Here is a 12,019-nt window from a genome sequence, read left to right as displayed (position 1 = left end):
CATGTACGATCTGCATGACGCGGAAACGATGCGCAACATTGACCGGATCGGACAGACGATGTTGCAGAACGTCGTCGAGCTGGCGCTCGAGGATGGATATTCGCACGGCACGATCACCGCCGGGCTCATCAAGCAGGCCTATACGATCATACGCCTGACGCTGCCGATCGATCCGGCAGAGCGCAAGGAGCTGTTCCTCAAACTCGCCGCCGATATGGCGGATCGAAGCGGCCACGCAGCCGCGCGGATAGCGCCCGTTCGGTTCCGAGCTAGCGAAACTCCCGGCCGTTCCACTTGATAGTCCCTTGCTTTCCGCCATGAGCGGACATGTGGATTGCCCCGCCGCTGACGGTGACGCCGGCCCCGAGCATTTCGCGCGCGAGCACCAGCAGAGCCTCGCGGCGGATATAGATCAGGACCGAGCAAACCTGCGCTCCGCAAAAGCTGCTACGTTTCCCGTTCCCGCAGTTCATGCCTTCGTGGCTGATGATGAGATCGGCCTTGCCATCGCCAGTCAGGTCGCGCTCGATCACCGCGCCGGGGTCGATCTGTCCCGGCCCGCCGCAGCCCTCGGCAATCTGTTCGGCAACCAGGTATTCCGCTGCCTTGGAACGCGCTGCGGCCGGAGCCGAGAGCATGGCGAGAGCGACGGCGAGAATGATGACACGTGACATGCTGGCTCCCCCGGGCAGGCGATGGCGCAGAATATATTCATTTCGGTGCTAAGTCAGGTCCGCGGCGGAACGGTGCAACTCCCTTCCCCTCTTCGGGCTGCCCGTTCTGACGGGCTTTCGCAGACCGACGCAAGGCGCGAAGAGCGGGACCTACGCCGATGCTGGCGCAAAGGCGCTCATCGAACCGGCATAGGCTTTCGCCAGAGGAGAGGCATAGGAACCGCGTTTGCTGGTAGTCAGACCCTGCGCCACGAGCGCTTCCGCCTGCTTGACCGCTGCCGAGACGCCGTCGACGACCGGCACGCGATATTCGCGTTGAAGGGATTGCGCGAGATCGGCCATGCCGGCGCAACCAAGCACGATCGCCTCGGCGCCATCGTCTTCGAGCGCCAGTTCGATCTGGCGCTTGAGCTTTAGTAGCGCGCCGGAGGCCTTGTCCTCGAGTTCGAGAACCGGAATATCCGCAGCGCGTACCTTCGCCCGGTCACCCATTCCGTAGCGGCGGCGCACCAGGTCTTCGATGAGAACGCGGGAGCGCTCCAGCGTGGTGACGACCGTGAAGCGTTGGGAGAGGAGTGCGGCGGTCATCACCGCGGATTCGCAAAGCCCGACCACGGGAATATCGGCGAGCATGCGAGCCGCCTCCAATCCTGTATCGTCGAAACAGGCAATAATGGCGGCGTCCACTCCTGCTGCTTGACCCTCGCGGATTTCGAGCAGCAGACCGGGTACGGCAATCGCTCCGTCGTAGTGCCCCTCGATCGAGGCAGGTCCGCTCTTCGACGTGGCGGCGATGATTTTGGTGCCGTGCCCGGCGACCGCATGCGCGGCCTTAGCTGCTTTCTCGGTCATCGAGACGGTGGTGTTCGGATTGACGATCAGAATGTGCATGGAGTTAGCTTATCTTTGCCTGCCGGCGGCGCATGACCAGAATGACGGCGAGTGCGACGAGGATGATGGTGAAGGAGAAGAGCGTCGTGACCGTGCCGAGCGCATAGAGCACCGGCGTCGTCACATTGGTTGTCATGCCGTAGATTTCGAGCGGCAGCGTGTTGTAGGTGCCGGAGGTCATCAGCGTGCGTGCGAACTCGTCGTAGGAAAGCGTGAAACCGAAGAGGCCCACGCCGATCAGGCTGGGTGCGATCATCGGCAGGACCACGTGCCGGAAAGTCTGCCACGAGCTTGCACCAAGGTCGCGCGCAGCTTCTTCGTAGGCGGGCGAGAAGCGGTTGAACACGGCGAACATGATGAGGACGCCAAAGGGCAGCGTCCAGGTGAGATGCGCACCGAAACCGGATGAATACCAGGCGGGCTTCAGGCCGAACTGCTGGAAGACGACGCCAATGCCGAGCGAGATGATGATCGACGGAACGACGAGGCTCGCGACCGTCATGTAGAAGAGTGTGGTCGCACCTCGGAAACGGTGGCGGAAGGCAAGGCCGGCAAGCAGCGCCACGACGACGTTCACCAGCATCACCATCAGTCCGAGCGTGAAGGAGCGGCGGAAGGATGCGCCGAAGTCGCCGACGGCTTGTCTCTCGAAAAGATTATAGAACCAGTGCAGCGATACGCCATTCAGCGGGAAGGTGAGGCCGCCGTCCGGACCCTGGAACGAGAGGATCAGGACGGCCGACAACGGTCCGTACAGGAAAAGGACGAACAGCGCGAAGAAGGCCGCGAGCACGTAGAATTCCATAGGTCGCGTTTCGCGGCTCATGTCAGAGCTCCTTCCGGATGTCGACGACCCTGAGGATTGCGGCGACCATCAGCAGCACGACGACGAGCAGGACGACGGCGTTGGCCGCTGCCGCCGGATATTGCAGCAGCGACATCTGGTTCTTCATCATCAGCGCGACGGATGCGCTCTGTCCGCCGGACATGACCTGCACCGTCGAAAAATCGGCCATGACCAGCGTCACGACGAAGATCGAGCCGATGGCCATGCCGGGCTTCGCCAAAGGAAGGATGACGTTCCAGAGGATCTGCCAGCCGGTCGCGCCGCAGTCGCGCGCCGCCTCGATCAGCGAGCGGTCGATGCGCATCAGCGTGTTGAAGATCGGCGTCACCATGAAGAGCGTATTGAGATGAACCATGGCAAGCACGACGGCGAAATCGGAATAGAGCAGCCACTCGATCGGTTGAGGAATGATGCCGAGCTCGATCAGCGTCGAATTGACGAGGCCGTTGCGGCCGAGCACCGGAATCCAGGAGATCATGCGAATGATATTGGAGGTGAGGAACGGCACCGTGCAGACGAGAAAGAGCACCATTTGCATCGTTGTCGTGCGGATATGGAAGGCGAGAAAATAGGCGACCCAGAAACCGATAAAGAGCGTCAGCGCCCAGGTCATGGCCGTGAATTTCAGCGTGTTGAGATAGGTTTTCCAGGTCACCCACGAGCCGAGCGTATCGCTATAGTTCATCGTCAAGAAATCGGGATAGAGGCCCGCGAAGTCGTAGTCCCAGAAGCTGACCACGAAGATCGTCAGGATCGGCAGGATGAAGAAGAAACCGAGGATCAAGATGAGCGGCAAGGCCTGAAGATAGGCGATCAGCCATTGCGGCGCGGCAAGGCCGCGAGGTGCTGCGTTGACCTCTCCTGAAACTGCGATTGCCGTCATCGTCTATCCTCTCGAACTTGCAGCATGCAAAATAGCCCCCTCATCCCCTGCCGGGACCTTCTCCCCGGCTAGACGGGGAGAAGGGACATGCGGCGCGCTTACCGTCCCGCGCCCGCGGGGGGAGGTTGGGGTGAGGGGCAATCCACATTACGCGGCGATGAACTCGTTCCAGCGGCGGACCATGTAACGATCCTCGTCCATCACCGAGTTCCAGCAGGCGACCTTGCCCATGCGTTCCTCGAAGGAGCCGCCGTCGCGAACGGCACCGGCTTTTTCCATGACCTTGCCTTCCGGAGAGACGATGTCGCCTTTTGCCGGCTTGCCCTCGACCCAGTAGCCCCACTCGTCCTCGGACATGAAGCCTTTCGCGGTCTCCATGGCGGCCGAATAGTAGCCCTGGCGGTTGAGGTACGCGCCGACCCAGCCGGAGAGATACCAGTTGATATATTCGTAGGCTGCGTCGAGTTGGGCACCCTCAAGATGGGCGGCAAGGCCGAGGCCGCCGCCCCAAGCGCGGTAACCTTCCTTGAGCGGCTGGTATTTGCAGGCGATCCCCTTCGAGCGCACGGCCGCAACCGCCGGCGACCACATCGACTGAATGACGACCTCGCCGGAGGCCATGAGGTTGACGCTCTCATCGAAGGATTTCCAGAAGGCGCGGAACTGGCCGTCCTGCTTGGCCTTGATCAGGAAATCGATCGTCTGGTCGATTTCCGCCTTCGTCATGTTGCCCTTGTCGGCATATTTGATGTTGCCCATCGCCTCCATGATCATGGCGGCATCCATGATGCCGATCGACGGAATGTTGAGGATTGCCGTCTTGCCCTTGAAGGCGGGGTCCATGATGTCGGCCCAACTGCCGATTTCGCGGCCGACGAGGTCCGGGCGGATGCCGAGCGTGTCGGCGTTATAGATCGTTGGGATGAGCGTCATCCACTGCGTCGGCTCCTTGGCGAAGGTTTTGGAGTCCTGCGCGTCGACGAAACCGACCGTGTGTGGCGCGGTGCCCTGTGCGATCACGCTATCCGGCTTCAGCTTGCCGTCGACAAAGAGCGGCACGATCTTGTCGTAGTATTTGATCTTGGAGACGTCCATCGGCTGCATGACGCCCGACGGGAAGACCTTCTTGGCGATCCAGTATTCGATATCGGCGATGTCGTAGGAGTCCGGCTGAGTGACGGCGCGTTGGGCGGCGGCGTCGGAATCGGTCGCCGTCATTTCCAGCGTGATGCCGAGGTCTTCCTTGCACTTTTCGGCAATCGCATTGATGTTCGAAACGCCGGTGCCGAACTGACGCAGCGTGATCGGGTTTTGCGCCCAGATGGTCGGGAAGCCGGTGATCGCGCCCGAGCCGGCAATGGCGCCGACGGCGGCCGCACCGGTCTTTAGCAGCGTGCGTCGCGAGATGCCCTTTTCGGACGTGACAGTCTTTGTTTCAGTACTCATGCTTTCGTTCCCCTTTGGTGGCGCTTGATTGGATGGGTCTTTCAGCAGGTCGGGCGGACAGCCGCTTCTTCTCACCCTGCTTCAGGCTGATACGCGGCCGAGGGGGATCACATCCTCCAGGGCCCAGCTCAAGGACACCGCATCGCCGACTGATGCGGGTTTCTTGAAGTACTCGGCGTCAGAGACGATCAGCGTGAAATCGTCGCTGCCGGCACCGATCAGCGTGACCTTCACCGAGGCGCCGCGATATTCGACATTCGATACGATCCCCTCGAAGCCGAGCGATTTTTCAGACGGCGCCTCGAGCCGCACGCGGTCGGTCCGGATGCCGATGTCGATCGGCTTGCCGACCTCCTGTGCGATGTCGCGGACCGAGAATGTCTGGCCTACAGGCACGGCGAGCGTGACGATGCCGTCCTCAATCGCGGTCACGCGGCCGGAAAGCACATTGTGGTCGCCCATGAAGCGGGCGACGAAGGCAGTCGCCGGCTTCTCGAATACAGTGCGTGGCGGGGCGGCCTGTTCGATCCGGCCATTGTTCATGATGACGATCAGATCGGCGAGGGCCATCGCCTCTTCCTGGCTATGCGTGACATGGACGAAGGTGATGCCGAGCGTCTTCTGCAGTTTCTTCAGTTCGGCGCGCATCCGGATTTTCAAGAATGGATCGAGCGCGGAAAGCGGCTCATCGAGCAGCAGCGCTTCGGGGTCGGTGATGAGCGCACGGGCCAGCGCCACCCGCTGCTGCTGGCCGCCCGAAAGCTGCGCCGGCCGGCGCGTAGCATAGGCTTCCATCTGCATCAGCTTCAGCATTTCCAATGCCTTGGCGCGCCGCTCGTCCCTGTCGATCCCCTTCATCTTCAAGCTGAAGGCGACATTGTCGACGAGATCGAGATGAGGGAAGAGGGCATAGGACTGGAACATCATCGCCGTGCCGCGCCTGGCCGGCGGGAAATCCGTGACCACCACATTGCCGAGGCGAACGTCGCCGGACGAGATGCTTTCGTGGCCGGCTATCATGCGCAGTGTCGACGTCTTGCCGCAGCCCGACGGCCCGAGGAAGCAGCAATAGCTACCGGCCGGAATCTTCAGGCTGATGGCTTGAACGGCCGTCGTCGTGCCGTAAACCTTGGAAACGGAAGCGATATCGATTTCTGCCGCTTTGGACATGCGATGTTCTCCTTGCGCCAGAGGAGAAGCATCAAGCGTGCCAGTTTGCTAAAGGCATGATTTTGTGAAGAACTTTTTCGATCGATCCAAGCCGGCCGCGCCGGCCTCGGATTAGCTGCACATTTTATAGGCTTTCGTCATCAAAGCGTGCCTATATTTGTATACAATCGAAAAGATAGGTTGAGCACAAATAGCGGTTAACTTCCGGCGCGCGCCACGCTACAGTATTCGCAACCGTTTGGATTACCAGCCTCATGACTTCACCCAACCTTGCCCGGGCGGAAAACGCCGTCGACATCGGCGCCCAGCACATCCGTGACGCGATCCGTGATGCGATCGTCGAGCGGCGCCTCGCGCCGGGAACCAAGCTTTCCGAGAACGACGTCGGCAACCTGTTCAATGTCAGCCGCACGCTTGTCCGCGCCGCTCTTCAAGCCCTTTCCTACGAGGGGCTCGTCAATGTCGAGAAGAATCGCGGTGCCTTCGTCGCCTATCCTTCCATCGCTGAGGCGCGGCAAATCTTCGCGACGCGCCGTCTCATGGAACCCGGCATTCTCCGCGAGGCTGCGCGCCATATCGGAAAGGCGCAGATCAAGGAGTTGCGGGAGCTGCTCGCTGCAGAGGAACGGCTGACGAATCAGCGTGGAAAATCTGCCCGCCATGCCGAGATCAAGGCCTCCGGCGATTTTCACCTGGCGGTCGCTGCCATGAGTGGCAACGCCATCCTCCAGCGCTTCATGGATGAGCTCGTCGCTCGCTCTTCTCTGGTGATAGCGCTCTACGGGCAGTCGGTGATCTCAAGCTGCGGCCACGCTGAGCACCAGCAGATCGTCGACGAGCTGGAAAAGAAAAACGTCGAAGCGGCCTGCATGCTGATGATCCATCACATTGACCATATCGAAGCGGACCTCGACCTTCGAGGGGCGAAGAAGGGCACCGATCTGAAAGACGCCCTTCGTCTGTAACGCCACAGCAGAGCCTGCGAGTACAAGATCACGGTAGCCTCAGGCTCCGCCCTTCCGATGGGCTACTTCGATGGACGGCTCTCCATGAATGCGTATCCGGAAAATTGTGAATGCTCTTGTTTGCAGGGCGGAAGTTGTGATATTTCTCACAAAACTATGGTAGATAGAGGCTCGCCGTTGGTTTGGCGCGAGGCTCGCAAGTCTCGGACCCGCAAGACATGGCAAACCGCAGGGCAACACGTATCATTGCATTGGCTGACGCGCTGTCGACGCGGAGGGTTCTGCACCTCAAAGACGCAGCAGCCCTGCTGGGCGTGTCGGAAATGACGGTCCGGCGCGACGTCGCCGACAATCCGGAGCTTTTCGGTTATCTCGGCGGGCATATCGTGCCTGCCGCCGATTTCGAGGGCGATGCACCTTACGAGCTTGCGCGCGCGGCCGACAGCCATGCCGCGGCGAAGCGGGAGGCTTGCGTTCACGCCGCCCGGCACATCAGGCCGGACGAGACGATCTTCATCGATTGCGGCACGACGCTTGAATATCTCGTCGACTTGATCCCTGAAAATTACTCAACAACCGCAGTATGTTACTCCCTGAACGTAGCCGAGCGCCTGACGCGCAAACCGAACGTACGGATCGTCATGCTGGGCGGTGTCTATCATCCGTCGTCGGCTTCGTTCTCCGGCAATTCCGGCCTTGAGACGCTTAACCACCTCGGCATCAATGTGGCGTTTCTTTCGGCGGCCGGCGTCGATCCAGGAAGGGGCGCGACTTGCGTTCATTTCCACGAAGTTCCAGTCAAGCAGAGGGTCATTGCGCTAGCGCGCGAAAATTACCTCGTCGTTGACAAGAGCAAGATCGGTAGGCTGAAGCCTGCCTTCTTTGCGCCGATGGGCGTGTTCCGCTCGGTAATCACCGAGGACGGCGAAACGATGCTTTCAGCCGCTTGATGTAGGGCCCGAAAACTATGACAATTTGCGCGAAGGCGAATGTCTTCGCTTGACAGCCTGCGGACATGATGGAACGATAACAAAAAATAGAAAGAAAAATAACAAATCACTAAGCTGAGAGCCCTGACGCGGGCAACTGGCGATAGCAGGGAGCTCGAGGAGAGGCCGGTTGGAAGATCTTGCTGTAAAGGGCGCGCCGGTGACGTCTGTTCATCCCGTCGGCGCAGGCCATAACTGGCCGCGCAACGACGGCGTCGACCTCGACCTTTCGTGGGTGGTCGACGCGCGCGTCAATCTTTCCGCCGCCGAGCGGCGCGTGGCGACGCTGCCGGGGCGGCGCACGGTCAAGAAAGACGCGCAGGCGGCCTGGTTGCTCAAGGCGGTGACCTGCATCGACCTCACCACCCTCAACGGCGACGACACAGTCGAGCGCGTCAAGCGGCTCTGTGCAAAGGCGCGCCAGCCGGTGCGTCAGGATATTCTCGATGCGCTCGGCATGGGCGGGCGCGAGATCACGACGGGCGCGGTCTGCGTTTACCATCGTTTCGTGTCAACGGCGGTCGAGGCGCTTGAGGGCTCCGGCATTCCGGTTGCCGCGGTGTCCACCGGCTTTCCCGCCGGTCTCGTCCCGCATGATGTGAAGCTCAGGGAAATCGAAGCATCGGTGGCCGACGGTGCCCGGGAAATCGACATCGTCATTACCCGCGAGCATGTTTTGACCGGCAATTGGCAGGCACTCTACGAAGAAATGCGCGATTTCCGCGCCGCCTGCGGCGATGCGCATGTCAAGGCGATCCTGGCAACCGGCGACCTCAAAACGTTGCGCAATGTCGCGCGGGCTTCCCTTGTCTGCATGATGGCCGGCGCCGACTTCATCAAAACCTCGACCGGCAAGGAGGGCGTCAACGCGACGCTGCTCGTGACGCTTGTCATGCTGCGCATGATCCGGGCCTATCGGGAACGGACCGGTCTCAAGGTCGGGTACAAGCCGGCAGGCGGCATCTCGGCGGCAAAGGATGTACTCAATTATCAGTTCCTGATGAAGGATGAGCTCGGTCGGGAATGGCTCGAGCCGGATCTCTTCCGCGTCGGGGCATCGAGCCTGCTGGCCGATATCGAGCGCCAGCTCGAGCATCATGTCAGCGGCGCCTACTCGGCCCTCAACAGACACCCGATAGGATAATCCGATGAGCGTCGCCAGATTTTTTGACGAAATGTCTTATGGTCCCGCACCCGAAGCCGATACCGAGGCGCGCGCCTGGCTTGCGCGTCACAATGGCGAGTTCGGCCACTTCATCAATGGTGCCTTCGTCCCTTCCACCTCGGGAAAGACGTTCAATAGCTACGAACCGGCCACCGGCGCGCTGCTCGCAAAAATCGCGCTGGGCGGTCGCGAGGACGTGAACGCTGCGGTTGTCGCGGCACGTAAGGCGCAGGGCGCGTGGGCGAAGCTCGCCGGTCATGCCCGTGCGCGCCATCTCTACGCACTTGCCCGCATGATACAACGCCATGCCCGCCTGATCGCGGTGATCGAAGCGATCGACAACGGCAAGCCGATCCGCGAAACGCGCGACATCGATATTCCCCTTGCCGCCCGCCATTTCTACCATTACGCCGGTTGGGCGCAGCTTCAGGAAACGGAATTTGCCGATCAGGTGCCGGTCGGCGTTGTCGGGCAGGTCATTCCCTGGAACTTCCCCTTCCTGATGCTTGCGTGGAAGGTCGCGCCGGCGCTCGCTCTTGGCAACACGGTCGTTCTGAAACCGGCGGAGTTCACTCCGCTCACCGCCCTTCTCTTTGCCGAACTTGCTGGTGCGGCCGGACTGCCGCCGGGCGTCCTGAATGTGGTCACAGGCGAGGGGGAGACCGGTGCGCTGATCGTCGAGCATGACGACATCGACAAGATCGCCTTCACCGGCTCGACGGAGGTCGGCCGCCTGATCCGCGAAAAGACCGCCGGCACGGGGAAATCGCTGACGCTGGAGCTCGGCGGCAAGTCGCCCTTCATTATCTTCGATGATGCCGATATCGATGGGGCCGTCGAAGGTGTGGTAGACGCCATCTGGTTCAATCAGGGGCAGGTCTGCTGCGCCGGATCGCGTCTGCTCGTGCAGGAGGGTGTTGCACCACTCCTTCATGAGCGGTTGAAGCGGCGAATGGAAACCCTGCGCGTCGGTCACCCGCTCGACAAGGCGATCGACATGGCCGCAATCGTCGCGCCGGTACAGTTGCAACGGATCGAAAGCCTCGTCGTGCAAGGCGTCACCGAGGGTGCCGCGCTGCACCAGCCGAAGATCGAGTTGCCGAAGGGCGGCAGCTTTTATCCGCCGACACTGCTCACCAATGTCCAGCCGACATCCATCGTCGCCACGGAAGAAATCTTCGGGCCGGTGGCGGTTTCCATGACCTTCCGCACGCCGGAAGAGGCCATTCAACTGGCCAACCATTCGCGCTATGGCCTTGCCGCAAGCGTCTGGAGCGAAACCATCGGGCTGGCCCTGCACATTGCCGAAAAGCTTGCCGCCGGCGTCGTCTGGGTCAACGCCACCAATCTCTTCGACGCGGCGGCCGGCTTTGGAGGCAAGCGTGAATCCGGCTTCGGCCGCGAAGGTGGGCGCGAGGGTTGCTATGAATATCTGAAGCCCAAGGCCTGGCTCGGCCGCAAGGCCCGTACCGAGCCGGTTCAGCCGGTCACGAAATCGGTGGCGGGCGATTTCGCGATGCCGGTGCTGGACCGCACAGCCAAGCTTTTCATCGGCGGTAAACAGGCACGGCCGGATGGAAACTACTCGCGGCCCATTCTGTCGGCGAAAGGCAAGGCCATCGGCGAAGTCGGGGAGGGCAACCGCAAGGACATCCGAAACGCCGTCGTCGCCGCGCGAGGCGCATCGGCCTGGTCTTCGGCAACAGCGCACAATCGTGCGCAGATTCTTTATTACCTCGCAGAAAACCTCAGCGGCCGCGTGACCGAATTCGCTGAACGCATCGCGGCAATGACCGGCGCCTCGGCGGCGAATGCGAGGGCCGAAGTCGATGCGTCGATCGCGCGTCTTTTCACCTATGGCGCCTGGGCGGACAAATATGAGGGCGTCGTACACCAGCCGCCGTTGCGCGGGGTCGCCTTGGCGATGCCGGAGCCGCAAGGCGTCGTCGGCGTCATCTGCCCGCCCGAAGCACCGCTGCTCGGCTTCGTCAGCCTCGTCGCGCCGCTGATTGCCGTCGGCAATCGCGTGGTCGCCGTTCCGAGCGAACCGCATCCGCTCGCCGCAACCGATTTCTATTCCGTCATCGAAACATCGGACGTGCCGGGCGGCGTCATCAATATCGTTACCGGATCGACAATGGAACTGGCGAAGACGCTTGCCTCTCACAACGACGTGGATGCGCTCTGGGCCTTCGGTACAGCGGAACTCTCGACGCTGGTCGAGAAGCTCTCGGCTGGCAACCTTAAGCGCACCTTCGTCGACTACGGCAAGGCACTCGACTGGATGGATCGTTCCGCGGCCGAGGGTCAGCCGTTCCTGCGCCGGGCGGTCGACGTCAAGAACATCTGGATTCCCTACGGTGAGTAAGGGATCCCATGCATTCTTCCGGGCGGAGGGAGCCGGCCGGTGGAGTGAAGGAAGCAGAGACAGATTGTAAAGGCGTGGATGCGGCGTCACGCTATCGCGCCGTCGGCAGTCACGCATAATGCTTTGGAGGAGGACAGGCATGCTCAAGAATATCGACCCCGCCCTGAACGCGGACGTACTGCACGCGCTTCGATCTATGGGGCATGCCGACACGCTGGTGATCTCCGACACCAACTTCCCTTCGGACGCGATCGCTCGGCAGACGCGACTGGGCAAATTGCTGCACATCGACAACGTCTCGGCCGCGCGTGCCGTGAAGGCGATCCTTTCGGTGATGCCGCTCGACACGCCCCTTCAGCCCTCGGCCGGCCGTATGGAAATCATGGGGGCGCCTGACGAGATTCCGGCCGTCCAACGCGAAGTCCAGGCGGAGATCGATCGCGCCGAAGGCAAGCCGACACCCATGTACGGTATCGAGCGCTTTGCCTTCTACGAAGAGGCCAAGAAGGCCTATTGCGTCATCACCACGGGTGAAACGCGTTTCTATGGCTGCTTCCTTTTTACTAAGGGGGTCATTCCGCCGGAATCGGCCTGAAACATTCAATCGACTGCTTTTTGAGG

At 61.3% G+C, this 12,019-nt stretch carries 12 protein-coding genes; 6 read left to right on the top strand and 6 right to left on the bottom strand.

Features of this window, described 5'->3' with window-relative positions:
• Position 1 precedes the first annotated feature (1 nt).
• Complete coding sequence (locus PYH37_RS04675) at positions 2-298, top strand: hypothetical protein (RefSeq protein WP_280732266.1); 297 nt, start codon at positions 2-4, stop codon at positions 296-298.
• Here PYH37_RS04675 and PYH37_RS04670 read toward each other — a convergent pair.
• The 6 genes from PYH37_RS04670 to PYH37_RS04645 form a co-directional block, all read right to left on the bottom strand.
• A complete protein-coding gene (locus tag PYH37_RS04670; protein ID WP_280732263.1) occupies positions 270-674 on the bottom strand; it encodes a hypothetical protein in 405 nt (134 codons plus the stop codon). The two genes, PYH37_RS04675 and PYH37_RS04670, sit on opposite strands and share 29 nt — an antisense overlap.
• A gap of 150 nt (positions 675-824) precedes the next feature.
• The gene (locus PYH37_RS04665; RefSeq protein WP_280732262.1) at positions 825-1,565 is read right to left on the bottom strand and encodes an aspartate/glutamate racemase family protein; all 741 of its coding nucleotides are present in this window, start codon (positions 1,563-1,565) and stop codon (positions 825-827) included.
• Positions 1,566-1,569: 4 nt separating this feature from the next.
• Entirely contained in the window at positions 1,570-2,391 is an 822-nt protein-coding gene (locus PYH37_RS04660; protein WP_280732261.1) for an ABC transporter permease, read from the bottom strand.
• Between the two features lies 1 nt (position 2,392).
• Positions 2,393-3,295 carry an ABC transporter permease gene (locus PYH37_RS04655; RefSeq protein WP_280732260.1) on the bottom strand — a complete coding sequence of 301 codons (903 nt, stop codon included), beginning with the start codon at positions 3,293-3,295 and terminating at the stop codon, positions 2,393-2,395.
• A gap of 147 nt (positions 3,296-3,442) precedes the next feature.
• Positions 3,443-4,741, bottom strand: coding sequence for an ABC transporter substrate-binding protein (locus PYH37_RS04650; RefSeq protein WP_280732259.1), 1,299 nt, complete (start codon positions 4,739-4,741; stop codon positions 3,443-3,445).
• 81 nt (positions 4,742-4,822) lie between these two features.
• A complete protein-coding gene (locus PYH37_RS04645; protein ID WP_280732258.1) occupies positions 4,823-5,911 on the bottom strand; it encodes an ABC transporter ATP-binding protein in 1,089 nt (362 codons plus the stop codon).
• Positions 5,912-6,165: 254 nt separating this feature from the next.
• Between PYH37_RS04645 and PYH37_RS04640 the strand changes: the two genes are divergently transcribed.
• From PYH37_RS04640 to PYH37_RS04620, 5 genes are all read left to right on the top strand, one after another.
• Positions 6,166-6,876 (top strand): GntR family transcriptional regulator, encoded by a 711-nt coding sequence (locus tag PYH37_RS04640; protein ID WP_280732257.1) that lies wholly within the window; start codon positions 6,166-6,168, stop codon positions 6,874-6,876.
• Between the two features lie 218 nt (positions 6,877-7,094).
• Complete coding sequence (locus tag PYH37_RS04635; RefSeq protein WP_280732256.1) at positions 7,095-7,826, top strand: DeoR family transcriptional regulator; 732 nt, start codon at positions 7,095-7,097, stop codon at positions 7,824-7,826.
• 169 nt (positions 7,827-7,995) lie between these two features.
• On the top strand, positions 7,996-9,009 hold the full coding sequence (deoC, locus tag PYH37_RS04630; RefSeq protein WP_280732255.1) for a deoxyribose-phosphate aldolase: 1,014 nt from the start codon (positions 7,996-7,998) through the stop codon (positions 9,007-9,009).
• Positions 9,010-9,013: 4 nt separating this feature from the next.
• Positions 9,014-11,398 carry an aldehyde dehydrogenase family protein gene (locus PYH37_RS04625; RefSeq protein ID WP_280732254.1) on the top strand — a complete coding sequence of 795 codons (2,385 nt, stop codon included), beginning with the start codon at positions 9,014-9,016 and terminating at the stop codon, positions 11,396-11,398.
• A 139-nt stretch (positions 11,399-11,537) separates the two neighbouring features.
• Positions 11,538-11,993, top strand: coding sequence for an RbsD/FucU family protein (locus PYH37_RS04620; protein WP_280732253.1), 456 nt, complete (start codon positions 11,538-11,540; stop codon positions 11,991-11,993).
• The last annotated feature ends 26 nt before the right edge of the window (positions 11,994-12,019 follow it).

The organism is Sinorhizobium numidicum (assembly GCF_029892045.1).
Lineage (GTDB): Bacteria > Pseudomonadota > Alphaproteobacteria > Rhizobiales > Rhizobiaceae > Sinorhizobium > Sinorhizobium numidicum.
Note: the sequence above shows the minus strand (reverse complement) of the source record. Positions and strands in the feature narration are given on the sequence as shown.